Here is a 24,098-nt window from a genome sequence, read left to right on the forward strand (position 1 = left end):
GGATGATGCGGAAGCTGTTGCTCGCCTCGGCGACGTGCGCCCTGTGCCTGCCCTTGCCGGCGGGCGCGCAGCAATGTCTGGGCTTCGGGACCGCCCTGACCGAGACGCTGAGCCGGGATCCCCGCATCGACGGCGCAGAGGCGAGCCGCGAGCAGGCGCTCGCCGGCGCCCTCGCGAGCTACTCGCAGAACCTGCCGCAGGTGAGCCTGTTCGGTCAGGCAGGGCTCGGGAACACCCTCCCGCTCGATCGGACGCGGGACGACCAGGTCGGCGTGCAGGTCACGCAGGATCTCTTCACCTTCGGTCAGAGGAGCGCGAGCCAGGCCGCCGCGAAGGCGCAGCTCGAAGCGGCGCGGCACGGGGTCGACCAGACACGCATCGACGTCGCCGAAGGAGTGGCGCTCGCCTACATCGACGTCCTTCGTGCCCAGCGCATCCTGCAGCTGACCGAGGAGCAGGCGGAGAGCTACGGCCGCGACGCCGACGCGGCCGCGGAACGCCTGTCGAGGCAGGTGATCACCCTGACGGACGCCGCGCAGATCCGCGCGCGCTACGCCGTCGCCCGGTCGGACACGCTGAACGCGCGCGTCGAAGCGGACGGCGCGCTCGTCCGCCTCTCCGTCCTGACGGGACGCGAAGTGCCCTGCGTCGAGGGGGAAAGCGCGACCGGCATGCTGGACCGGCAGGCCGAGGAGACGCTGGCGCTCTCGCCCGTCGCCGCGACGGACAGGGCGATGGACCGGTCCTTCGCCCTGCGTCAGGCGCGCTCGACCGTCCGGGCCGCGACGGCCCGCCTCGACGAGGCGCGGCGCGCGCACTTGCCGACGATCTCGGCGAACGCCTTCGCGCTCTACCAGGACGACCCGGGCTTCGGTCAGGACCAGCAGGAGGCGCGGATCGGCTTCGCGCTGCGTCAGGACCTCTACACGGGCGGGCGCAACCGGGCCCGCAGCCTCGATGCCCGAGCGCGCCTGCGCGGCGCCAAGGCCGACGAGGACCTGCAAAGGCTGATCGTGGAGGACGCCGTCCGCCGGGCGCTCTCCGAAGCGCAGGTGACGCTCAACGTCGGCGAGACCCTGCTCGAGGCGAGCGTCGACGCGCGCACTCAACTTCGCGCGACCGAGATCGAGTATGAGCGCGGCACCAAGACCTTGACCGACCTCGTCCTCGCCAACGAGACCTATTACGGCGCGGTCCGGCAGGAGACGAATGCGCGCTTCGCCTACTACTCGGCGCTCGTTCGCCTCTACGCGGCCATGGGCATTCTGGTCGATCCTGTCATCGAGTGATGCAGCGCATAGGGCTGCCCCCCGTTGCACGGGGCGGCCGCGTCCTGCACACCCGCCCCGAACGTTAAAGTTTCGGAGCCGCCATGTCCCTCCCCGACCTCGACGGTCTCAGCCCTCACGCCCTCGAAGACGCGCTCGGCGCTCGCCTCGAGTCGCTGCGTAGCGAGGTTCGCCGCGACCCCCTGTCGAACCCCGTCCGGCAACTCGCGCACGAGCTGTCCCGCGCCTTGGAAGGCGGCAAGCTCGACCGGGCCAAGCTGACGGCGCTGCTCGGGCTTCTCGACAAGGATGCCTTCGCCAACCGGGCGGAGCACGTGCGTCGCTACCTGCAGCTCGATCAGGAAGAAGACCTCGCGGGCGTGGTCCGCAGCCTGTCCGACCCCCTTCCCGACTTCGCGGCGTTCGAGGCGTTCTGGTCCCGCCGACGCGAGACCATCGTCTTCACCGGACACCCGACCTTCCTCCTGCGTCCCGAAGCGCGCGAGCGCCTCGCCGCCTGCGCGGCCGAGGGCGCCGTTCCCTCCGAGGGACCGGGCATGCCGGACGACGACATCACCCTCGGCGAGGAGCACCGGCAGGCCGAGCATGCCATGCGGACGGCGGGCGATGCGCTCGGCCGGCTGACCCGTGCCCTCCTCACCTATGCACGCGACCGCTTCCCCGGCGAGTGGCGGGGCTTCAGCCCGACGCCGATCGGCCTTGGCACCTGGGTCGGCTACGACATGGACGGGCGGAACGACATCGGCTGGCAGGCCGTGATCGCGCACCGCCTGGAGGAGAAGCGCGACAGGCTCGGCATCTACCTCGCCCGCCTCGAAGAAATCGACTTCGAGCCCGCGAGCGCTTTGCGTGACAAGCTGGCCGACGCCCATGCCCGGGCGAGCCGTGACGCGGACGCCTTCGGCGTGCCGCTCACCGACCCGGCCGACCTCGCGGCCGCCGCGAACGCGCTGACGGCGGACGGCGACGACCGTCTGACCAGCGTCAAGCCGATCATGCGCGAACTGGCCCAGCTCGCCGACCGAGCCGATCCGGACGCCGCGGTCCGTCTCCTGGCCCTTCGCTCGGAGATGGAGCTGTTCGGCCTCGGCATGGGCGACATCCACTTCCGCCTCAACGCCGCGCAGATCCGCAACGCGGCGCGCACGGCGCTCGGCTTCAACCGCGAGGACGACCTCTTCGGCCGCTCCGCGCTCGAGGAGGTCTCGGCCCTGATCGCGCGGACCGAGCCCGTCCGGGTGAACTTCGCGAGCCTCGCGGCCGAGACGTCCTCCGCGGCGCGCCTCTTCATCGCCACCTCGCAGATCCTGAAGCATGTCGACGAGGACGCGCCCGTGCGCCTTCTCATCGCGGAGTGCGAGAACCCGGTCACCGTCCTGACCGCGATCTACCTCGCCAAGCTCTTCGGGACGGACCACAAGATCGACGTCTGCCCCCTCTTCGAGACGGCGATCTCGCTCGACCGCGGCCGTCGCATCCTCGACGTCCTCTTCCAGCAGGAAGCCTACCGCACGCAGGCGAAGCGCCGGGGCCGGGTCTCGATCGAGACCGGCTTCTCGGATGCGGGCCGCTTCATGGGCCAGGTGCCCGCCGGCCTCGCGATCGAGCGGCTGCAGGGCCAGCTCGCCGACGAGATGCACCGGCACGGCCTCGGCGACCTCGAGGCCGTCATCTACGACACGCATGGCGAGAGCATGGGCCGGGGCGGTCACCCCGGCGGCATCCTCGACCGCTGCCTCTACGCCTGCAGCCCCTGGGCGCGGGCGCAGTTCGCGGAGCGCGGCATCAACCTGGTGCACGAGCAGAGCTTCCAGGGCGGCGACGGCTACGTCTGGTTCACCGACGACCTTCTCGCCGAGCGGACGCTGGGCGGCATCCTGCGCGCCCACGCGCTCGCGGCCGAAGCCTCGCCGGCGAACGACCCGTTCTACCGCGACACGGCGGCGAGCCTCGACTTCTTCAACGCGGTGAAGCGGCGACAGGAAGACCTGTTCTCCGACCCCGCCTACAACGTCGCGCTCGGCGCGATGGGCCTCGCCCTCCTGCCCAAGACCGGCAGCCGCAAGTCGCGGCGGCAGTTCGACCGGGGTGCGGACGAGGAGACCTCCCTGCGCCGCATCCGGGCGATCCCGCACAACGGCATCCTGCAGCAGATGGGATTCCTCGCGAACATCCTCGGCGGGGTCGGCAGCGCCGTCGGCATCGAGCCCGAGGCCTATGCCCGGCTGTGCAGCAAGTCCGATCGCATGGGCCGCATCATGCGCCTCGTCGCGACGGCGAACAGCCACTCCGAGATGAAGACCATGATCGCCTACATGAAGCTCTACGACGGGAGCTTCTGGGCGACCCGCCCGCTCTCGGGCGAGGAAGAGGCGCTCGAAGCGCCCTGCGCGGTGCTGGCCGGCGCGCTGTCGGACGATCCGCGCTACTTCGCGGCGCTGCAGCTCGCAGGCCGCCTGCGCTCGGATTCGATCGCGCTGACCCGGGCGCTGACGGCCATGGACCTGCCGGCGAAGTCCTACCCGCCGGTCCATCTGGACATCCTTCACGCGGTGCGGCTCTGCCTGATCCAGCACGCCTTCCTGATCGCGGCGCGCCTTCCGGCCTTCACGCCCCAAGGCGGGTTCAGCCGGGAGGACGTCATGGCGCTGATCTTCGCGCTCGACGTGCCGCAAGCGGTCGCGACGCTGCGCGAGACCTTCCCGATGGGTGCCGATCCGACGCAACAGGCGCAACTCGACGAGCCGGCCGACTACCCGGCCGAGGCCACGCCGCGCTACCAGGCGATCGAGCGCGACTTCATCCGGCCGCTCGAGGAGACCTACGAGATGATCCTCCGGGTCTCCGTCGGCGTCGCCAACCACTTCGCGGCTTTGGGGTAACAGTTAACCCCTTCTTCGCGCTCCGCCCGCACTCTGCCGTGGCGGCCCTCCGAGGCTCGCGTTAGCGTGAGCCTCGGGCACGGGGCGGCAGGAGTGGTCTATGCGACGAGTGAGCGGCGCGCTTCTTAGCCTTTGCTTCCTTCTTCCGGCGGGGGCCGGCGCGGAGGCCGTGGCGGGTCCCCATACGGTCTGGGGCTATTGGTACACGCCCGATCACGACAGCTTGGTCCGGATCAAGGACTGCGGCGACGGCACGCCGTGCGGGATCGTCACCTGGGTCGATCCCGTTCGCGGCAAGGTCACCGTCGACGAGCACAACAAGGACGAGGCGCTGCGCGGCCGCCCGATCGAAGGCATCACCCTCCTCCACGGCTTCGAGGCCGGGTCCGAGGACTGGCGCGGCGGCGCGATCTACCATCCCGGCAACGGCAACACCTACCGCGCCCGCATCCGTCGGGTCGACGAGGACACGCTCGAGGTGAAGGGCTGCCTCGGCCCGATCTGCAAGGGGCAGCTTTGGGACCGCGCCGCGCCGATGGCCCTGGACGACGGCGCCGATTGAGCGCTCAGCCGAAGGCCAGCGTCAACCACCGGGCCGTCAGAGCGGGGCGCGCGCTTCCTTCCGCCTCCACCGTCACGTCCCAACTCAGGAGGGTCTGGCCAGGCGCGCGGGTCGTCGCAGCGGCGAGCGTCGCGAGGCCTCGCACCCTCGTTCCCGACCGGACGGGCGCGACGAAGCGGACCCGCTCGAACCCGTAGTTGAGACCGAAGCTCAAACCGTCCGGCATCGCGATGTCCGTCGGCATCAACGCCGTCAGCAAGGAAAGCGTCAGGAAACCGTGCGCGATCGTCGTGCCGAAGGGCGTCCGCGCCGCGGCCTCCGGATCGACGTGGATGAACTGGTGGTCGTCCGTCACCTCGGCGAAGGCATCGATCCTCGATTGATCGATGAGGATCCATTCCGAAGGTCCGAAGCGCCGGCCGATGAGATCGGCGAAGCGGGCGGCGTCGGGGCCGGGAGCGGGCGGCGGCTCGGTGATCATCGTGCCGGGCGTGACGAAGAGTCCCCTCTGCGACAAGGTCTTTACGCAGACTGCCCCGCGTGATTCTTCCCGTCGCGATGAAGGCTGGCCGGATCAGGACAGGGAGAAAGAGAGGCAAACGCGCCGTCGTGCCGTTGCCCGACCGTTTTCAAGGCATACCCCCGACGCCGCACGAAGCCTGGCACGTGGCGATCTTCGCCACGGCGCGGCGGGACCGCCTCTACATCATGACGACACGCGAGCTCAGCCGCGCGGTGTTCGCGGTCAAGACCGGCCACGGGGCACCCTATGCGAGGATGCACGCGATCGACCGCCTCGTTCACGTCGAGCGGTATGGCTGCCGCCACACGGCGAAGCTACGCACGGCCCGGCTGCGCGCTTGGCCATTCGCCGAACGCGCAGCCCTCGTACGAACCGCCAATCCGGCTTGGTCCGACTTGAGCGAGGAACCGTCCGCACAGCGTATCCGCGCGGACGCTTCCCTCGAAGTCTAGACCTTCGTCGTCTTCGTCGATCGCGACTTGTCGATCAGCTTGACGACGACGCCGACGATGATGCCGATGATTGCGTAGACGATCATGTCGGCGACCGAGACTCGGCCGTATTCGGGCAGCGGCGTCGAGTTGATCGCGAGCTCGAGGAGCCAAAGGCCGATGAAGGTGAGGATGCCGACGATGAGACCTTTGGTCGCGGCGGAATCCTTGCGCGTCGCCGGGGCGTTGTCGGCGGGCGCGACGCGCACGTTATCGGCGGTGTAGCCGGTGCCGGTGGTCGTGCCGGCGGTGGTCGTCGTGCCGGGGGTAGCGCCTGGCGCCGTTCCGGGCGTCGTCGTGCCGGTCGTGGTCCCCGTGGTATTCGGATCAGCCATCTGGTCCTCCTGATACTGCTTCCTTCGAAGGAACAGTCGGACAACAAAACCGTTCGATTCCCCGCTGAGTTGGAGTCTTCTTGGCCTCGTCTTGCCCACCGGCAGATGAAGCCCCACACTGGCCGCCGAGGCGCCGCGCCATAGGTTGAGCCTACGCACAGCCGGAGCGCTTCATGCCCAACCTCGAGAACTTCCTCGCCTTCGAACATTGGCAGTACGACTTCGTCCGCCACATGTTCACGCTGTCGGTCGCCGTCTTCGCAGCCGGCCTCGTCTACTTCGCCCTGTCGCTGAAGAACACCGCGCCTTGGTACAGGATCAGTTCGATCCTGTCGGCGGTCGTGATGGTGTCCGCCGCGCTCGAACTCTATCAACTCTTCCGGTCTTGGGAGGAGGCGTTCGTCGCCGTTCCGCTGACCGGCGCTGCCGGGGCGGCCAGCACCGGTCTGCTCTCGACGATCGGCGAGACGAGCCCCAACGCCTGGCTGCCGGTGACGGATGCCGAGTTTTCGAACGGATACCGGTACATCAACTGGTCGATCGACGTGCCGATGCTGCTGACGCAGCTTCTCGTCGTCGTCGGACTGACGGGCGCCGCGTTCTGGTCGAACTGGTGGAAGCTCACCCTGGCGGGCTTGGTCATGGTCTACACCGGCTATATCGGCCAGTACTTCGAGCCCGCAGCCGCCGGCCTCGCCGTCGCCGAGGGGCGCAACGCTTACCCGTTCTGGGTCTGGGGCTTCGTCTCCACGATCCCCTTCATCTACATCAACTACAAGGTGATGGTCCTGACCCACCGCGTCGTCGGCGACGTTCCGGACCGCGTGCGCAAGGAGATGGGCCGGATCGGCGTGTTCCTGGTTGCCACCTGGACGCTCTACACGCTCGGCTACGTCCTGCCCGCCATCTGGCCGAACGCCGACGGCATGGTCTTCCGTCAGGCCGTCTACACCGTCGCGGACATCACTTCGAAGCTGGTCTTCGGCGTCATGCTCAGCCGCGTCGCCTTGATCCGTTCGGCCTATGACGGGTTCGAACCGGCGATCCTGGCTCGCCAAGGCCTCGTCTTCGGGCGACCCGACGTCGACGTCCGCCCGATTCAAGGGACGGAGCAACCCGCCTCCACCATGCGCGAAAGGGCCGACGTCTGAGCGATACTCCGGTCGGGAACGCACCGCGTTCCCGCCGCAGGGACGATCCGGAGGCCCGGGCGATCCGGGTCGCCGCCCTCACCCTGCGGTTCTTTCCAGCCCTCGCCGTCCTCACTGTCCTGCCGCTCCTCGTCGCGCTGTTCGGCGGTGTCTGGCAGGTCTTCTTCCCCCTCCTGCCGACGGCCGCCCTGTCGGTCTGGCTGGGCGTCCTCGCGCTGCGGACGGCGGCGCCGCGCGACGTGACCGAGGCCGAGGACGCGATGGCCGTCGCCCTGGCCTTCCCCCTCGCGCTGCTCGTCTCGAGCGCCCCCTACCTCTGGTGCGGCCTTTCCCTTCTCGATACGGTCTTCGAAGGCATGTCCGGGATCACCGGCACCGGCCTTACCCGCTATACCGACATCGATGCGCAGCCCTTCGCCCTGCACTTCCTGCGCGCCTGGCAACAATGGGTCGGCGGCTACGCGATCGTCACGCTGACGGTCGCGCTCCTCCCCCGTAGAGCCACGGCCGCTCAGCAAATGGCCGAGTCCGACATCGCGGACGATGCGGGCAAGGACGGAGACGAGAAGCCGAACCTCGCCGAACGGGCCAAGCAGGTGACGTTGGTGTACGGCCTCCTCACCGTCGCTTGCATCCTTCTGACCTGGGCAACCGGCTTTCCCTTCCACCAGGCGCTGTTGCACGGCTTGACTGCCGTTTCGACGGCGGGCTTCTCGTCACTCAACAACTCGCTGACCGACGTGCCGCACGTCACGACCGCCTGCCTGATGGCGTTCGCCCTGCTCGGCGCGGTCGCATTGTCAGACTACGTGCGGCCGGCCATCGAGCGCGCGGGCCTGCGCAAGCTCGGCGCGGTCGTCTTCGTGCTGGTCTCGCTTTCGGCCGTCTTCGGTCTCGGCGTCTTCTCCATAGAACGCTCAGGGCCCGCCCCGGTCGCCCTGTTCGACGCGCTTCAGGTCGCCTCCTCGGCGCAGAGCACGACGGGCTTCTCTTCGCTCGCGGTCCCGGACCTCAGCGCGTCCTCGAAGGCGCTCCTCATCGTCTCGATGTACATCGGCGGCGACCTCGGCTCGACTGCCGGCGGCATCAAACTGATGCGCTTCGCCGCCCTCGCCTTCGCCCTCTACGCGGTCTTCAGGCCGCGCGCGGACCTGCCCGACACGCCGGGCGACGGCGCGAAGGGGGCGCTGCGCCTGATCGTCGCTTGGGCCGGGTTCACGGTGATCGGTTGGCTCTGCCTGATCCTCGCCGGCCACGCACCGATCGACGCGCTGTTCGAATGGGCATCGGCGCTCAACAACACTGGCCTGACGGCAGGCCCGTCGAGCGAAGGCACGCCGCCGGTACTGACGCGCGTGGCGCTGATCCTCGCCATGTGGCTGGGACGGGTCGAGATCCTCGCGGCCCTGCTGCTCTTGAAGCCGAGCGTCTGGCGCACGCGCGACTAGGCGAGCACGGGCCTCGTCGCCGAGTACGGTCACAAGGGCGTGCAGCGGATGCAATCGCGGCGGGATCGTGACAAGCGTGCCCCTCACGCGGAGCGGGTCGCAGACCATTCCCGGCTTCAAATGCAAAGGGAGGTACGATGCCAGAGCGTATATCGACCGGTGTCCACAACTTAGACAACGTCCTGAACGGCGGTTTTCCGGGCCGCTACAGCTACCTGCTGCACGGCGAGCCGGGAACGGGGAAGACGACCTTCGCCCTCCAGTTCCTCTTGGAGGGCGTGAAGAACGGCGAGAGCGTGGTCTTCGTCTCCCTATCGCAGACCAGGCACGAGTTGGAGATGATCGCCGACAGCCACGGCTGGGACATCTCCAAGATCCACGTCGTCGAGATGAAGACGGGCGAGCCGGAGACGGAAGAGCAGACCGTCTTCTACCCTGTCGACATCCGGATGGACCTGACGCGCGACGCGATCATGAAGGCGCTCGACACGCACAAGCCGCGGCGCCTCGTCTATGACAGCCTCGTGGAGGTCCGGAAGCTCAGCCGTGACCCGACGCGCTTCCAACGCGAGATGCTGTCCTTGAAGCAGACGACGAGCGAGATGGGCGTCGCGACGCTGCTGATCGATCTGACGACGGACGACAGCAACGATTTGGAACTCGAAAGCTACGCGCACGGCATCATCCACCTCGACAAGGACCTGCCGACCTACGGACAGGCGCGTCGGCGGATCGAAGTGGCGAAGATGCGCGGCGTCGACTTCTTCGACGGCTATCACGACATGGACATCCTGCAGGGCAAGGGCGTCGTCGCCTTCCCGCGGATCGTGCCCCTGCTCGCACCGGAGGAGGCGGGCGGGAACCTCATCAGCTCCGGCGTCCGGCCTCTCGACGAGATGCTGGGCGGCGGCCTCGAGAGCGGAACGACGGCGCTCGTCATCGGTCAGGCCGGCACGGGCAAGAGCACGCTCGCCTCGCTCTACCTTCACGCCGCGCTCAGCCGGGGCGAAGCCTGCGCCATGTTCCTGTTCGAGGAGCGGCAGGAGACCTTCTTTCGGCGGTCGGAGGGTTTAGGCCTGCCGCTGCGCAGCTTCCACAAGCAGGGATTGCTGGAGATCTACGACTTCAACCCCTCCGAGATCAGCCAGGGCGAGTTCAACGAGATCGCGCTGCGATCGGTCGACGAGAACAACACCAAGGTCGTCGTGATCGACAGCTTCACGGGTTACGTCGGCGGCCTGCCGAACAGCAACGAAGCGATCGTGCAGATCCAGCTCCTGCTGAAGTACCTGGCGCGGCGCGACGTTCTGACAGTGCTGATCGTCAGCCAGTCCGGCCTGCTCGGTCACCAGATGAGCATGACGCTGGACGTCAGCTTCTTGGGCGACACCGTCCTCTTCCTGCGCATGTACGAGGCGGGTTCAACCATCGAACGGTCCATCACCGTGGCGAAGAAGCGGCACGGCCCGCACGACCTGAACATCAGGCGCCTGGAGATCGGCAAGAAGGGCGTGGCGGTCCTCGGTCAGACGGCGCCCGAGACGGCGGTACGGCTGCTCGGGCAATCCTGACCGTGCTGCGTTCCGAGCCCGCCCCGCGGACGAACCGCGTTCCGATCTGGATCGTGGCGCCGAAAGGACGCGATGCGGGCCTCTTGCGGACCGCGCTGATGGAGAGCGAAGACGACATCCACATCTCGGACAAGCCTGCCACCTTGGCGGAAGCGCTGTCGCGTCCCGAGGCCGTCGGGGTGCTCGTCCTGACCCAGGAAGCCCTCGGCGAGACGGTGCCGTCCCTCTCCGATTTCCTCATTCGCCAGCCCGCCTGGGCGGAGCTTCCGCTCATCCTCCTTGCCGACGGCCCCGGCCACGTGATGCCGGCATTGGAGAAACTGCAGGCCGCCCTTCCCCGCACGAAGCTCCTTCTTCTCCAACGCCCGGTGCAGATCTCGGAGGTTCAAAGCGCGGTGGAGATCATGCGCCTGTCGCGCGAACGTCAGTACGCGCTTCGCGACTACATCGAGCGGCAGGACCGCCTTCGGCGTGAACTGAACCACCGGGTAAAGAACATCTTGGCAACGGTTCAGGCGCTCTACGGCCTCACGCTTCGGAACGCCGACGACCTGCGTCAGTTCAGCGAGGTCTTCCAGGGACGCCTCGCCGCCATGTCCAAGGTGCACGAGGTCCTCTACGCGAACGATTACGGCCAAGCCGAGTTGGGCGACGCCATCGGCGCGGTCATCGCCCCTTACACCGGCGAGGACCGGATCACGGTGACCGCCGACGCTTCGTTGCTCGTCAGCGCGGAGGTCGGGCAGGCCCTCGCCCTCATCGTTCACGAACTGCTGACCAACGCGATCAAGTACGGGGCGCTAAGCAACCAGACCGGTCAAATCCGTATCGCTTGGCAGGCCCAGAAAGATTTCGTCCTGACCTGGACGGAAGTAGGCGGTCCCCCTGTGGCGCCACCGAGAGGACCGGGCTACGGGCAGACCTTCATAACGGCGACGATGAGGGGTTATGGCGGCAAGGCTGAGTTCGACTACCGCGAGGAAGGACTATCCGTCCGCCTCGAAGCGCCTCTCGAGGCCGTACTCCGCTAGGTCATGACAACCACGCTCATTCTCCTCGCCGAAGACAACGTCATGATCGGGATGATGATGCAGCTCGATCTGCAGGACGCAGGCTACGAGGTCGCGGGCCCGGCCGTCACCAACGCGGCGGCGCTCAAGCTCCTCGCGGGGAGCCGCCCCGCCCTCGCTTTGGTGGACATCGACCTCAAAGACGGCGACTCCGGCCTGGACCTCGCGCGGACGCTGAAGGACGAGTTCGACGTGCCGACGCTCTTCGTCACCGGCCAGACGCAAGAGGCGTCGGGCGAGGCGCTTGGCGTCCTGACGAAGCCGTTTCAGTCGGAGACGCTTCTGAGCAGCGTCGAGGCCGCGCTCGACTACATCCGTACGGGCACGCAACCCGCGCCCCAGCCCGGCCTCATCTGGTTCTGAACGGAAACGCCCTCAGCGAGTGCCGAAGGCGTCGTGCAGCGCGCGGAGCTGACCGGCCGCGTCCCCGCTCGCGGGCGCAGCGGATACATCCACGAACAGGTCGCGGTCGAGGCGCGTGATCCGCGCGTAGAGGGTATCGGTCTGCCCGATCAGGTTGCGCAGCGTCTCGGGAAGGCCGGCCGCCGGATCGCCGCCGGCGGGGCGCCGCTCCGCCGGGCCGATGCGGTACTTCTCGTGGCCTGCTTCCTGCGGCGTCATCTCCCCCTCGCGCACGGCGCGCAGGACGAGGAGCCAGGAGGCGATCTGCATGAGCCGGGTCGTCAGTCGCATGGAGACGCCGGCATAGGCGAGCGCCGCCTCGCGGCTGAGGTCACGCGAGGCGCGGCGGCCCTCGTCGTCCAGGTAGGTCGCGGTCTCCTCGACCAGTTCCATCCCGTGCGCGAAAAGGTTGGTGAACATCTTGGAACGGACGAAGGGTCCGATCCTGCCGGCGCCGTCAGGGCTATCGGTCTTCTCCGCGCCGGCCGTTCTCATATCGCTTCCTCGTCTTTGGGGACGCAACGCACAGAATAGACATCCCGGCACGCCGCTTACAACCTTGATTCCGGATGGAGGGATCGCAATCGACGTGCCATGGACGGATCGGCGACTGCAAAGGGCGGCCAAGGGCCGATCATAAGCCTGGGAGTGGACGGTTGCCCGTCAGGATGGGTGGCCGTCGCCTGCGCACCCGCCAGGGGTTGCGAGAACCGTCCCGGAGCGGGGACGGGGTGTCTCGTCGGCTGGGACGTGTTCCCGACGCTGGACGTGCTGCTCTCGGACGCCCTGCCCAGATCAGCACGCGTCGTCGTCATCGACGTCCCGATCGGACTGTCCTCGGACACCCCGCGCGCCTGCGACCGCGCGGCGAGGCTGCGCCTCGGCCCCAGGCGGGCGAGCGTCTTCCCGCCCCCGGCCCGCGCCGCGCTCGAAGCGGCGAGCCGCGCCGAGGCCAGCGAGATCGGGCGGGCGCTGCGGCCCGGCGGCGGCGTCTCCGCGCAGAGCTGGAACATCCTGCCGAAGATCCGGGAGGCCGACGCGGCCTTGTCTCCGGACGATCAGGGACGGGTCCTGGAAGGACATCCCGAACTCGCCTTCACGAGGCTCGCGGGCGCGCCGATGGCGATGGCGAAGAAGACGAAGGCGGGCGCGGACGAGAGGGACGCGGTGCTGCGGCGCCGAGGCCTCGACCCATCGTCGTTGATCGCGGCGGTGCGGGCGCGGTGGCCGAAGCGCGCGGTTGCCGACGACGACCTGCGCGACGCGATGGTGCTCTCGCTGACGGGACTCGACGCCCTGTCAGGCACCGCCTGGCGCTTGGGCGACGGAACGCGCGACGAACGCGGACTCCTGATGGAGATTTGGGGTTGAGGGCGTATGAGGGTGCCGGGAGGCGACGTGGAACGAGTTTCGATCATCCTGGCCGGGCTGCTGGTCGGCGTCGGCGCGGCCCTCGCGGGGTTCTTCATCGGGGACGGCTTCGAGGCGGGCCGGGAGCCCGTTCGTTCCGTGACCGTTCGCGGCCTCGCAGAGCGCGAGGTCCGGGCCGACCTCGCCGAGTGGCCGCTTCAGATCACCGCCGCCGACGACGACCTTCAGACCGCGCGCCGCCGGGTCGAGCAGGATCTGACGGCGCTTACCGCCTTCGCGACCGAGGCGGGGCTGCCCGCCGGTGAGGTCATCCGCCAACGCCTTCAGGTCGTGGATCAAGCGGCGGAACGCTACCGCCAGGGCCCCATCACGGGCGGCCGCTACATCATCACGCAGACCGTCCTCATCCGCTCGGCGCAGGTGGACCTCGTCGAGCAGCTGAGCCGCCGCACCTCGGAGCTCGTCGAGCGCGGCGTCGTCGTGCAGGACCAGGGCCCGAGCTTCGTCTTCACGGCCCTCTCGGAGATCAAGCCGGAGATGATCGCCGCGGCGACGCGCGATGCCCGATCGGGCGCGGAGCAGTTCGCGGAGGACTCGGGCTCGCGCGTCGGCGACATCTTGAGCGCCAGTCAGGGCTACTTCTCGATCTCGCCGCTGATCGAGGCGAACCCCTACGCCTCGCCGGGCGAGCAGGTCGAGAAGAAGGTTCGCGTCGTCACGACCATCGACTTCCGGATCGAGGACTGAGCACCGGCCCTCACCGGCGCAGCGGCGTGTCCTCACCCGTCGCGGTGTCGATCAGCCGGGCACGGCCCGCCTCCTCGCCCGCGACCAGGCCCATCGCGGTCAGAACGCCGCCGGGCCCGACCAGCGCCGGGTCGCGGAACGCGCCGACCATGCGCATCACGCGCGGATCGCGCGTCAGCTGGCCGGCTGTGGTGTAGAGGTAGGCTCGGCGCACGAGCGTGTAGCGGCCATCGGCCACCGTCGCGGCGGTCGGGTGCACACCGTCGAAGGACAGCGTCTCCAAGCCTTCCTGCTTGAGCGCGTGGACGAAGCTGAAGATGCCGATGGCGTCCGGCATCCGCGTAAGCGCATAGGCTGCCGCCCCATCGCTGCCGCCCGTGTCGACCCAGGCGCCGTCGTCGCGAAGGCGCAGACTATCGAGGAAGGCAGGCTCGTCTTCTCGTTCGAGGGCGGCGAGGCAGGGCTCGGCCCTGGCGCCGGTCCGCACGGCGAGTTCGATCAGCGCTTCGCGCGTGGCGGACCCCTGCGGTGGCCCTAGGACCATGATGGGCCGGTCGGGAAGCGCCGCCCGAACGTCACGCCAGTTCCTGACGCGGTTGGGAACGAGTCGGCAGTTCCCATCGCCGAGCGGAACGGTGCGCGCGACGGCGCGGTAGAGATCGTGGGCGGTCAGGGAGAGCTCGCGCTGCTTCTCACCTTGAACGAGGACGATGCCGTCCAGGCCGAGTTCCAGCTCTACGAGGGTCGCGACGGACCCTTCGGCGCAGCGCGTCACCTCTTCGGGCCGCACCTGACGCGACGCGCCGGCGAAGGCGACCGGCTGGCCCTCGGCGCAGAGAGCCGCGAGGCCGGCCGTCGTTCCGGTCTGGCTCACCACGGCGTGGCCGTCGGCACTGCTGGCGACGACGAGGGCGAAGGGGGCGACGGTCGAGGAGCCGGCCACGCGGATGGGGCCGGGCGGCACCGGCGCAGCGGCCTCTTCGGGCAGGTCGGTCCCGGCGGGCGCGGCGAGGGCGAGCAGCGAGAGGAGGATGCCGATCATGCGGTCCTCCGCAGCGGCGCCGCGCCCGGCCCGGTCCAGCGCATCATAGCGTCGGCGATCAGGTCCTTTCGGATGGGCTTGTGAATCACTTCGTCGAACCCTTGATCGAGAAGGTCGGGCACCTCTTCCCTCGCGACGTGCGCAGTGACCGCGATGATCGGCGTGGTCATGTTCGGTCCGTCCTCGCGGATGATCGCGGTGGCCTCGATCCCGTCCATGCGGGGCATGGAGATGTCCATCAGGATGAGGTCGAACCAGTCGGCGTTCGCGGCCTCGACCGCCTCGACGCCGTCGCAGCCGAGTACCGCCTCGCCGCCCGCGATCTTGACCATCGCTTCGGCCACCATGCGGTTGGGCGCGTTGTCGTCCACGATCAGCACGCGAATGGGACCATCGCGTTCGGGCGCTTCGAGCGCCGGCGCGGCCGGGACGACCTTGGCGAGCGGGATCGTGACGGAAACCTCCGTCCCCGCCCCCTCTTCCGAGCGCAAGGCGATCTCTCCGCCCATCAGCCCGACGAGCGTCTTCGTCGTCGAAAGCCCGATGCCGAGGCCGCCGACGCCGCGCGCGACCGCGTCCTCGCTCGCGGCGTAGCGCTCGAACACGGCGGACTGGCGCGCGGCGGGGATGCCCATGCCGGTGTCGGTGACGAGAATAGAGAGGGTGAGGACGCCTTCGGTCTCCGCGACGCTCGCCTCGAAACCGACGCTTCCCGCCTCCGTGAACTTCACCGCGTTGTCGAGGAGGTTCAAGCAGATCTGCCGGAGACGGACAGCATCGCCGAACACCATGGAGGTCGTCGGCACGTCGATGCACGCCTCGAGGCCCAGCCCCTTGCGGCGGCAGAGGCCTTCGGTGATCCGGCTCGCCGCTTCGAGCGGTTCGGCCACGCAGAACGCCTCTTCGTTGAGGGTCAGCGTGCCCTCCTCGGCGCGGTGGGCGTCCAGGATGGCGTCGATCAGGCCGAGCAGGTGGTCGGAGGCGAACTGCATTTCCTGAAGCGCTTCGTCCGCCTTATCCGAGACGTTCTCCTGCCGAATGATGTCGGCAAAGCCGATCAGGGCGTTGAGGGGGGTCTTCAGCTCATGGCCCGCGGCGTGAAGGAAGGCGCCCTTCGCTTTGCGCTCGGCGTCGGCCGAACGCGCCGCTTGGCGAGCGCGTGCCTCGGCCGTCGCGATGTTGTCGATGCTGTCGGCGACCCTGCGGCCCATGGGTCCGAAGATGAAGATGGCGATCGCGCCGATCAGGCCGAGCGCGGAGAGCCACAAGAGCCCGTCCACCCACCGCCCCTTCGTCAACGCCGCCTCGGCGTCGGCCTGCATGACCTGAACGATCAGCGCGTGGGATTGCGGCAGCGCATCGGTGCCCATCCCGACGACGAGGTAGCGGTCGAGCGCGGCGCTCTGCCAGGCGTCGGAGCCAGGCTCGGCTGCGGATACCGTTTCAGCCCGCTCCAGGAAGGTGCGGACCTGGCGGTCGAACGGAAGGTAGCCTTGCAAGTAGAGACCCTGGATCGGCGAGAGGAAACGAGTGAGGTCGACGTCGGCCGAAGCCCCCAGCGTCAGGACGTCGTGCTGCCGGCGCATGCGGGCGATGGCGGCGTGAAGCTCCTCACGCAGGCGTTCGGGCTCGCGATCCTGATCGAGGCGACTCGTCAGGAGCGCGATGCGCTGCGAGAGCGCGCGCTGGCTCGAGACCATCGCGATCGCTTCGGCCCGGTGTCGCTCGCGCTGATTGAGGCTCAGGGCGGTGACGAAGCCGACCGTGCTCGCGATGGCGAGCAACAGCATCGCCGCGCTAAAACGCAGGCTGAGGGCACGCCGTATGCGGGCCGAAGACTTGTTCACTCACACCTCCGCATCCCCACTTCGCGGTAGCGGACAAGCGTACCTTTTCGGTTAAGTGTCCCTCTTCACTGAGAACTTAGTCACAGACTTTCGGTTCCGGGCGCGGTCACGCACACTGGCCGGATGACCCCTGCGAACCCCATGTCCCAAGCCGTCTTCGCCGCCCGCCCGGGGGGCCCCGAGGTACTCGAACTCCGGTCGGTCGACCTTTCCCCGCCCGGACCTCACGAGGTTCTGATCACGGTTCGGGCCGCCGGGGTGAACCGGCCCGACCTTCTGCAACGACACGGCGCCTACCCGCCCCCGCCCGGCGCGCCCCAGAGCCTCGGTCTCGAGGTCGCGGGGGTGATCGAGGCGGTGGGAAGCGACGTAAGCGGGCTGGCCGTGGGCGACGCCGTGATGGCGCTGCTTTCGGGCGGCGGTTACGCCACCCATGCCCTTTGCGCTGCGGGAACGGTGCTGCCGAAGCCGCAGGCGCTCTCCTTCGAAGAGGCCGCCGCCTTTCCCGAGACGGCCTTCACCGTCTGGACCAACGTGTTCGAGGCGGGGGGCCTGCGTCCTGGCGAACGCCTCCTCGTTCACGGCGCGACCTCGGGCATCGGAACGATGGCCGGCAAGATGGCTCGCGCCTTCGGCGCCGAAGCCTACGGCACCGCGGGCAGCGCCAAGCGCGCACGGTCCGCGGAGGCCCTCGGCTATGCGCGGTGCTTCGACTACCGGCGCGAGGACTGGACGGCGCTGACCCAAGCCGATGGCGGCGCCGACGTCGTTCTCGACATGGTCGGCGGCGACTACCTCGCCCGTAACGTCGCGCTCCTGCGGCCCGGCGGACGGCACGTCTCGATCGCCTTCCTCGGCGGGACGGAGGGCACGCTCGACATTCGCGCCGTGATGACGAAGCGACTCACCGTGACCGGCTCGACCTTGCGGGCCCGCCCGCCCGAGGAGAAGGCGCGCCTCGCGGCCGAAGTCCGACGGTGCGTCCTGCCCAAGCTCGCAGCCGGCGAGGTCACGCCGGTCATCGACAAGGTCTTCCCGCTCGCCCACGCCGCGGACGCGCACCGCCACCTCGAGGCGGGCGGTCATGTCGGCAAGGTCGTCCTTACGGTCTGAACGGCTTTAACCTTGTCAGCGCGTTCGAGCCTTCGTATCTCTGACGGCAGGCTCACGCCGTCCCCCTGACAACTCAGAGGTTCGGCTGCCCCGGGCGGTCCCCGGGGCGGGACGCGCCTCGCGTCCCTCACGCAACAAAGGAGAGACGCTCATGTCCGACGCCCCGCTCATGCCGAAGGCCACCGCCGTCTGGCTGATCGACAACACCTCGCTGACCTTCGATCAGATCGCCGCCTTCTGCCACCTGCACACGCTCGAGGTGAAAGGCATCGCCGACGGCGACGTCGCCCCCGGCGTGCGCGGCATCGACCCGGTGGTCGGCCAGCAGCTCACCCGCGACGAGATCGAGAAGGCCGAGGCCGACAAGGGCTATCGGATGAAGCTGTCCCGGCCGAAGACCGCGGTGAAGACCGCGAAGAAGCAGGCCCGCTACGTGCCGACCTCGCGCCGGCAGGAGCGTCCGAACGCCATCGCCTGGATCGTCAAGAACCACCCCGAGGTGCCGGACTCGGTCATCTCCAAGCTTCTGGGAACGACCAAGAACACGATCGAGGCGATCCGCACCAAGCAGCACTGGAACTCGGCGAACCTCGAGCCGATGGACCCGGTGACGCTCGGCTTCTGCAGCCAGATCGACCTGGACGCGGCGGTCCGGAAGGCCTCCGAGCGCCGGGCCGAGATCGAAGCGGCGGGCGCCCTGCCCGAGGGCGCGACGCTGGCGCCTGCGGCGGAGACCGAGACCGGCGACGAGGACGAGGGCCAGGAGACGGACCTCGACAAGGTGTTCGCGAACTTCGGGTCGGACGAGAAGGCTTAAGCCTTCTCGCGCCACCGGTTGACGATGGGGTAGCGGCGGTCGCGGCCGAAGTTCCGGCTCGTGACCTTCGGCCCCGGCGGAGCCTGCCGGCGCTTGTACTCCGACAGGTAGAGAAGATGCTGGATGCGTTCGGCGACGGCCCGGTCGTGACCGCGCCGGACGATCGCGTCGACCGAGATCTCTTCCTCCACGAGGCCGTGCAGGATGTCGTCCAGGACGGGGTAAGGCGGCAGGCTGTCCTCGTCCTTCTGATCGTGGCGAAGCTCGGCCGAGGGCGGCTTGGTGATGATCCGCTCAGGGATCACCCGGCCCTCAGGGCCTAGGCACCCCGCCGGTCGCTCCTCGTTCCGGTAACGCGCGAGCTCGAAGACGCGTTGTTTGTACACGTCCTTGATCGGGTTGTAGGCGCCGTTCATGTCGCCGTAGAGCGTGGCGTAGCCGACCGCCATCTCGGACTTGTTCCCGGTGGTGAGCAGCAGGACGCCGAGCTTGTTCGATAGCGCCATCAGCGTCGTGCCCCGGATGCGCGACTGAAGGTTCTCCTCCGTCACGTCAGGCTCGCGCCCCAAGAAGCTGTCGGCGAGCATGCCCGTCATCGCCTCGACCGCGGGCTCGATCGGGATCGTGTCGTAAGGGCAGCCAATGGCTTCGGCGCAGGCGCGCGCGTCCTTCAGGCTGGCCTCGGACGTGTACCGGCTCGGCAGCATGACGCAGCGAACGTTCTCAGGGCCTAGCGCGTCCGCCGCGATCGCGGCGACGAGCGCGCTGTCGATCCCTCCTGAAAGGCCGAGGACCACGCTCTCGAAGCCCGACTTGCGGACGTAGTCGCGCGTCCCGGTGACGACCGCGCGCCAGACGAGCGGGTCGTCCTCTTCCCACTCAAGGCTGAGGTCCTCCTCGCAGTGCCAGCCCGTTTCCGTCCGCTCCCAGAGGGTCGTTGCGACCGATCGCTCGAAGAGCGGCGCTCTGTACGCGATGCCGCCTGGGTTCAGCGCGAAGCTCGCGCCGTCGAAGACCAACTCGTCCTGCCCCCCCACCTGGTTCACGAAGATGACCGGCAGCCCGGTCTCGCGGCAGCGGGCTTCGGCCTGGAAGACCCGCTCGGCGTGCGCGGTCTGACGGAAGGGCGAGCCGTGCGGCGCGACCAGGATCTCTGCGCCCGCCTCCACGAGGCGCTCCGCAGGCCCCGGCTTCCACATGTCCTCGCAGATCATGAGGCCGAGCTTCACGCCCCTGAACTCGACCGGCTCGGGCAGTGGGCCGGGGCGGAAGGTGCGCGGCTCGTCGAAGACGCCGTAATTGGGCAGGCACGACTTGTAGCGGACCGCCGCGACGGCGCCGTCCACGAGGAGAACGCTGGCGTTGAAGGGCCTGGGGTCGCCGCCCCCGCCCGGCCAGGGCGTGCCGATCAGAAGCGCGGGGCCGTCCTTCGTCAGCGCCGCGAGCGACAGCGCGGCCTGACGGCATGCCTCCGCATAGGCCGGCCGCATCACGAGGTCTTCGGGCGGGTAGCCGGTGACGATGAGCTCCGGGCACACGACGAGGTCCGCCCCCTGCCCCGCGGCTTCGGCATGGGCCTGGGCGATCCGGTCCGCATTGCCCGCGACGTCGCCGACGGTCGGGTTGAGCTGGGCGAGCGCGATGGCGAGGCGGTCGGTCATGGCATCCATCTATGCTCTAGTTGAGCAAAAGGCGAGCTAGGCCACCGCCGCTGCGAAGGCCTCGACGACGAAGCGCGCCTGCTCGTCGGTGAGGTAGGGGTGCATCGGCAGGCTGAGAACGCGCGACGAGGCCGCTTCGCAGTTCGGCAGCGGACCGTAGGGCGGGTAAGGCGCGAACGCCTTCATCCGGTGAAGGGGCGTCTTGTAGTAAACCGCCGTCGGCACGCCCGCCTCGCCGAGCTTCTCCCGAACGTGGTCGCGATCGTCCAGGCTGACCGTGTAGTAGCCGTATCCCGAGCGGGTACCCGAAGGGATGGCTTGCGGGGCGGCGAGGCCCTTCAGCCCCTCGTCGTAGATCGCCGCGACGCGCCTTCGGGCTTCCAGCTCGTCCCAGAAGATCGCGGCCTTCTCGAGGAGGACCGCCGCCTGGAAGCTCGCCATGCGGCCGTTGAGGCCGACGCGGACGCTCTCGGCGCGGGCCGCGTCCGTGCCGTGCCAGCGGATCGACTGGCAGACCTCGTTCGTCTCGTCGTCATCGGTGAAGATCGCGCCGCCGTCGCCGTACCCGCCGAGGGCCTTTCCGGGGAAGAAGGACGTCGCGGTGATCGGCGCGAGGCTGCCGACCCAGGCCCAGTCCTCGTTTCTGGCTTGCTGCCCGCCGAAGCTCTGCGCAGCGTCGCCGAGGAGAGCCAAGCCCTCCTCTTCGCAGATAGAGCGCAAGGCCGCGTAAGGCGCCGGCACGCCGAAGAGGTCGACGGCGCAGACGGCGCGCGGCGTCAGGCCGTGTGCCTTGGCCTCGATGATGCGGGCCTTCAGGTCCTCCGGGTCGATGTTGAACCCGTCCGGGTCGACGTCGCAGAAGACCGGCACGCCCCCCGCGATGATCACCGCATTGGCCGTCGCGTTGTAGGTGAAGGCGGGCAGGAAGACCGCGTCGCCGCGGTTGAGGCCCATCGCCATCATCGGGATGATGAGCGCGTCCGTGCCCGACGAGCACGCGACGCAGTGCTTCGCGCCGACCTTCTCCGCGAGCAGCGTCTCGAGTTCCTCGATCTCGGGCCCCGCGATGTAGCGCCCGTGGTCGAGCACCGCCATCAGGCGCGCTTCGACCCTCTCCCGGATCTGCGCCTGCTGCGCCTTGAGGTCGATGAATGCGATGGGGCCGACCTCAGGCCGGTCCTTCGTTGCGGGCATGGTCATGCGAGTTGCTCCTTGGCCGCTTCCTCGACGAGGAGCGCCAGCTTGAGGGCGGCTCGGCCGTCGGCGCCCGTGACGGGCGGCGGCGTCCCCTCGCGGATCGCGCGAAGGAAGCCTTTCGTGCCGTAGGCGAGCGGGTCGCGGAGGGCGAGCGGGGCGTTCGTATCGTCCAGCGCCGCCGCCAGCGGTTCGGGCGTGCTGTTGTCCGTCCGGCGGGTCAGGAAGTCGAGATGCACCTCGCCCGCCGGGTAGGAAAGGAGAAGGTCCCGCGTCGGATCGCTCGCCAACCGGGAGGCGGACAGCGCCGCTTCGACCCCGCCCGCCATCTTCAGGCGAACCAGAACCTCGTCCGCCTCGGTCCCGTGCTCGCGGCGCGCTTCGCAAGACAGGACCTCCGCCTCGTCCGTGCCCGTGAGCTTGGCGAGGAGGTCGAGGTCGTGGATCATCAGGTCGAGGACGACGGAGACGTCCATCGCCCGGCCCGAGAAGCGGTTGAGCCGGCGGGAACGCACGACGAGCGGCGGGTCCCGGCGAAGAAGGCCCAGGGCGTCCGCCACGTAGCGCTCCTGATGGCCGACCTGCAGGACGAGCCCCGCCTCCTCCGCCATCGCGACGACGAGGTCGGCGCCGTCCAGCGACATCGCGATCGGCTTCTCGACCAGAACGTGCTTGCCGCGCTCGAGGGCCCGCCCGGCGAGCTCCGCGTGGACGGTGGCGGGCGCCGCGATCGTCAGCGCGTCGACTTCGGACAGGAAGGCGCCGTACTCGGAGAACGCCGCAACGCCGTGCTTCTCGGCCAGGGCCTTCGCCCGGTCCTCGTCCCGATCGTAGACCGCGCTCAGCGTCGCGCCCTCGGCCTCCGCGTACTTGTTCGCATGATAGCCGCCGAAGACCCCCGCTCCCGCGACGCCCGTCCTGATCGTACCGTCACTCATAGGGGCTTCTTAGGCCGCAGCGCGGCGAAGGCACGTCACGCGCTGTTACGGAGTGCCGCCGCAGACGGTCTTGGCGGCGCGCGCGCAGGTCAGCCCGAGCGGCGCGGCGATCCGCTCTTCGGCGAGTTCGGCCACGGCCTCGCCGGTTTGCGGCGGCAATGCCCGCAGGCAAGACCCCGCCGCCGCGCGCCCCGGCCCTATCGCCAGGGACAGCGCAGCGAAGAGGCGTATCAGGCCGCTTCCCGCCGCCGCTCCTCGCGGAGCTTCTCGGCCAGGGTGAAGGCCAGCTCCAGCGCCTGGCTCGCGTTGAGGCGCGGGTCGCAATGCGTGTGGTAGCGGTCCGAGAGATCTTCTTCGGAGATCGCCACCGCGCCGCCGGTGCACTCGGTCACCTCCTGGCCGGTCATCTCGAAGTGGACCCCGCCCGGATAGGCGCCCCCGGCCCGGCAGACCTCGAAGAACTGCGTCACCTCGGACAAGATGCGGTCGAAGGGCCGCGTCTTGTAGCCGTTCGCCGCCTTGATCGTGTTCCCGTGCATGGGGTCGCAGGACCAGACGACGTTGCGGCCCTCGCGGCGCACCCGCTCGACGAGGCGCGGCAGGCCGCCCGCCACCTTGTCCGAACCGAAGCGGCTGATCAGCACGATCCGCCCCGCCTCGTTCTTGGGGTTCAGGATGTCGAGGAGCTCCATCAGGTCGTCGGGCTCTAAGCTCGGCCCGCACTTGATCCCGATCGGGTTCTCGATGCCCGAGCAGAACTCAACATGGGCACCGTCCGGCTGCCGCGTGCGGTCGCCGATCCAGACGAGGTGGGCCGAGGTGTCGTACCAGCGGCCCGTCGTCGAATCCGTCCGCGTCATCGCCTGCTCGTAGCCGAGCAGCAACGCCTCGTGGCTCGTGTAGAACTCGACCTCGGAGAAGGCGCGCGGGTTGCTCGCGGTGATGCCGCAGGCGTCCATGAAGCCCATGGCTTCCGAGATCTTGTCGGCGAGGGCCATGTAGCGCTGTCCTTGCGCGCCCGCCGCGAACTCGAGGTTCCAGCGATGGACGTTGCGAAGGTCCGCATAGCCGCCCTTCGCGAAGGCGCGCAGCAGGTTCAGCGTCGCCGCCGACTGACCATAGGCCTTGAGGAGGCGCTGCGGGTCGGGGACGCGCGCTTCGGGCGTGAACTCCATGCCGTTGATGTTGTCGCCCCGGTAGGAGGGCAGCGTCACGCCGTCGATCGTCTCGACCGGCGAGGAGCGCGGCTTGCCGAACTGACCCGCGATGCGGCCGACCTTCACCACCGGCATGGAGGCGCCGTAGGTCAGCGCCACCGCCATCTGCAGCATCACCCGGAACGTGTCGCGGATGTTGTCGGGGCGGAACTCCTTGAAGCTCTCGGCGCAGTCCCCGCCCTGAAGCAGGAACGCTTCGCCGCGCGACACCGAGGCCAGCCGCTCTCGCAGGGTCCGCGCCTCGCCCGCGAAGACGAGCGGCGGATAGGTCCCAAGCTCCGCCTCGACCGCCTCGAGCGCATCCCGGTCGGGATAGTCCTCGGGGATGTGCTTGTACGGTTTGCCGCGCCAGCTGTCGGGGGCCCAGGCCATGTCGCCCTCTCCTACTCGAAAGACAGCAAGCTAAGGGGGCGGCCGGAAAGGCGCA

Annotated in this window: 22 protein-coding genes; 13 read left to right on the forward strand and 9 right to left on the reverse strand. The window is 69.0% G+C overall.

The genetic code is table 11. From position 1 onward, the window contains the following. Window positions 1-5 precede the first annotated feature (5 nt). The 3 genes from GGQ59_RS05925 to GGQ59_RS05935 all read left to right on the forward strand — a co-directional run bounded on the left by GGQ59_RS05925 (window position 6) and on the right by GGQ59_RS05935 (window position 4,733). A complete protein-coding gene (locus GGQ59_RS05925) occupies window positions 6-1,289 on the forward strand; it encodes a TolC family protein (RefSeq protein WP_183816871.1) in 1,284 nt (427 codons plus the stop codon). Window positions 1,290-1,372: 83 nt separating this feature from the next. Continuing rightward, entirely contained in the window at window positions 1,373-4,171 is a 2,799-nt protein-coding gene (locus GGQ59_RS05930; RefSeq protein WP_183816872.1) for a phosphoenolpyruvate carboxylase, read from the forward strand. Window positions 4,172-4,271: 100 nt separating this feature from the next. After that, window positions 4,272-4,733 carry a DUF2147 domain-containing protein gene (locus tag GGQ59_RS05935; RefSeq protein WP_183816873.1) on the forward strand — a complete coding sequence of 154 codons (462 nt, stop codon included), beginning with the start codon at window positions 4,272-4,274 and terminating at the stop codon, window positions 4,731-4,733. Window positions 4,734-4,737: 4 nt separating this feature from the next. Here the strand turns inward: GGQ59_RS05935 and GGQ59_RS05940 are convergent, their stop codons facing one another. After that, entirely contained in the window at window positions 4,738-5,214 is a 477-nt protein-coding gene (locus GGQ59_RS05940) for a MaoC/PaaZ C-terminal domain-containing protein (RefSeq protein ID WP_183817287.1), read from the reverse strand. A 185-nt stretch (window positions 5,215-5,399) separates the two neighbouring features. On the opposite strand from GGQ59_RS05940, the gene GGQ59_RS05945 reads away from it, so the two are divergent. Then, complete coding sequence (locus GGQ59_RS05945; protein ID WP_183816874.1) at window positions 5,400-5,708, forward strand: GIY-YIG nuclease family protein; 309 nt, start codon at window positions 5,400-5,402, stop codon at window positions 5,706-5,708. On the opposite strand, the gene GGQ59_RS05950 is transcribed toward GGQ59_RS05945, so the two are convergent. Then, window positions 5,705-6,082: a hypothetical protein gene (locus GGQ59_RS05950; protein ID WP_183816875.1), complete on the reverse strand. Its 378-nt coding sequence runs from the start codon at window positions 6,080-6,082 to the stop codon at window positions 5,705-5,707. The genes GGQ59_RS05945 and GGQ59_RS05950 overlap by 4 nt on opposite strands. 173 nt (window positions 6,083-6,255) lie before the next feature. On the opposite strand from GGQ59_RS05950, the gene GGQ59_RS05955 reads away from it, so the two are divergent. From GGQ59_RS05955 to GGQ59_RS05975, 5 genes are all read left to right on the forward strand, one after another. Then, entirely contained in the window at window positions 6,256-7,233 is a 978-nt protein-coding gene (locus GGQ59_RS05955; protein WP_183816876.1) for a bacteriorhodopsin, read from the forward strand. 239 nt (window positions 7,234-7,472) lie between these two features. After that, a complete protein-coding gene (locus GGQ59_RS05960) occupies window positions 7,473-8,681 on the forward strand; it encodes a TrkH family potassium uptake protein (protein ID WP_183816877.1) in 1,209 nt (402 codons plus the stop codon). A gap of 137 nt (window positions 8,682-8,818) precedes the next feature. Further along, window positions 8,819-10,252 carry an ATPase domain-containing protein gene (locus GGQ59_RS05965; protein WP_183816878.1) on the forward strand — a complete coding sequence of 478 codons (1,434 nt, stop codon included), beginning with the start codon at window positions 8,819-8,821 and terminating at the stop codon, window positions 10,250-10,252. A gap of 2 nt (window positions 10,253-10,254) precedes the next feature. Beyond that, window positions 10,255-11,283, forward strand: a complete 1,029-nt coding sequence (locus tag GGQ59_RS05970; protein WP_183816879.1) for an HWE histidine kinase domain-containing protein — start codon at window positions 10,255-10,257, stop codon at window positions 11,281-11,283. Between the two features lie 3 nt (window positions 11,284-11,286). Further along, window positions 11,287-11,685 carry a response regulator gene (locus tag GGQ59_RS05975; RefSeq protein ID WP_183816880.1) on the forward strand — a complete coding sequence of 133 codons (399 nt, stop codon included), beginning with the start codon at window positions 11,287-11,289 and terminating at the stop codon, window positions 11,683-11,685. 12 nt (window positions 11,686-11,697) lie between these two features. Here the strand turns inward: GGQ59_RS05975 and rcdA are convergent, their stop codons facing one another. After that, window positions 11,698-12,219: a protease adaptor protein RcdA gene (gene rcdA / locus GGQ59_RS05980; protein ID WP_183816881.1), complete on the reverse strand. Its 522-nt coding sequence runs from the start codon at window positions 12,217-12,219 to the stop codon at window positions 11,698-11,700. 99 nt (window positions 12,220-12,318) lie between these two features. On the opposite strand from rcdA, the gene GGQ59_RS05985 reads away from it, so the two are divergent. Continuing rightward, complete coding sequence (locus GGQ59_RS05985) at window positions 12,319-13,095, forward strand: DUF429 domain-containing protein (protein WP_246408506.1); 777 nt, start codon at window positions 12,319-12,321, stop codon at window positions 13,093-13,095. A gap of 27 nt (window positions 13,096-13,122) precedes the next feature. Continuing rightward, the gene (locus GGQ59_RS05990; protein WP_183816883.1) at window positions 13,123-13,842 is read left to right on the forward strand and encodes an SIMPL domain-containing protein; all 720 of its coding nucleotides are present in this window, start codon (window positions 13,123-13,125) and stop codon (window positions 13,840-13,842) included. 10 nt (window positions 13,843-13,852) lie between these two features. Here GGQ59_RS05990 and GGQ59_RS05995 read toward each other — a convergent pair whose 3' ends face one another. Both GGQ59_RS05995 and GGQ59_RS06000 read right to left on the reverse strand, forming a co-directional pair. Next, window positions 13,853-14,884, reverse strand: coding sequence for a substrate-binding domain-containing protein (locus GGQ59_RS05995; RefSeq protein WP_183816884.1), 1,032 nt, complete (start codon window positions 14,882-14,884; stop codon window positions 13,853-13,855). Further along, window positions 14,881-16,731 carry a response regulator gene (locus tag GGQ59_RS06000; RefSeq protein WP_183816885.1) on the reverse strand — a complete coding sequence of 617 codons (1,851 nt, stop codon included), beginning with the start codon at window positions 16,729-16,731 and terminating at the stop codon, window positions 14,881-14,883. The genes GGQ59_RS05995 and GGQ59_RS06000 overlap by 4 nt, the downstream gene beginning before the upstream one ends. A 141-nt stretch (window positions 16,732-16,872) precedes the next feature. Between GGQ59_RS06000 and GGQ59_RS06005 the strand changes: the two genes are divergently transcribed. Together GGQ59_RS06005 and GGQ59_RS06010 are read left to right on the forward strand one after the other, a co-directional pair. Beyond that, complete coding sequence (locus GGQ59_RS06005) at window positions 16,873-17,844, forward strand: NAD(P)H-quinone oxidoreductase (RefSeq protein ID WP_221400908.1); 972 nt, start codon at window positions 16,873-16,875, stop codon at window positions 17,842-17,844. Window positions 17,845-17,995: 151 nt separating this feature from the next. Next, window positions 17,996-18,661 carry a DUF1013 domain-containing protein gene (locus GGQ59_RS06010; RefSeq protein WP_183816887.1) on the forward strand — a complete coding sequence of 222 codons (666 nt, stop codon included), beginning with the start codon at window positions 17,996-17,998 and terminating at the stop codon, window positions 18,659-18,661. Here GGQ59_RS06010 and GGQ59_RS06015 read toward each other — a convergent pair. The 4 genes from GGQ59_RS06015 to GGQ59_RS06030 form a co-directional block, all read right to left on the reverse strand. After that, a complete protein-coding gene (locus GGQ59_RS06015) occupies window positions 18,658-20,322 on the reverse strand; it encodes an NAD+ synthase (protein ID WP_183817289.1) in 1,665 nt (554 codons plus the stop codon). The two genes, GGQ59_RS06010 and GGQ59_RS06015, sit on opposite strands and share 4 nt — an antisense overlap. A gap of 36 nt (window positions 20,323-20,358) precedes the next feature. Further along, window positions 20,359-21,522 (reverse strand): DegT/DnrJ/EryC1/StrS family aminotransferase, encoded by a 1,164-nt coding sequence (locus GGQ59_RS06020; RefSeq protein WP_183816888.1) that lies wholly within the window; start codon window positions 21,520-21,522, stop codon window positions 20,359-20,361. After that, on the reverse strand, window positions 21,519-22,454 hold the full coding sequence (locus GGQ59_RS06025) for a Gfo/Idh/MocA family protein (protein WP_183816889.1): 936 nt from the start codon (window positions 22,452-22,454) through the stop codon (window positions 21,519-21,521). Before GGQ59_RS06025 ends, GGQ59_RS06020 begins: the two co-directional genes overlap by 4 nt. 230 nt (window positions 22,455-22,684) lie before the next feature. Next, entirely contained in the window at window positions 22,685-24,043 is a 1,359-nt protein-coding gene (locus tag GGQ59_RS06030; RefSeq protein WP_183816890.1) for a class II 3-deoxy-7-phosphoheptulonate synthase, read from the reverse strand. Between the last annotated feature and the right edge of the window lie 55 nt (window positions 24,044-24,098).

The organism is Parvularcula dongshanensis (assembly GCF_014199615.1).
Lineage (GTDB): Bacteria > Pseudomonadota > Alphaproteobacteria > Caulobacterales > Parvularculaceae > Parvularcula > Parvularcula dongshanensis.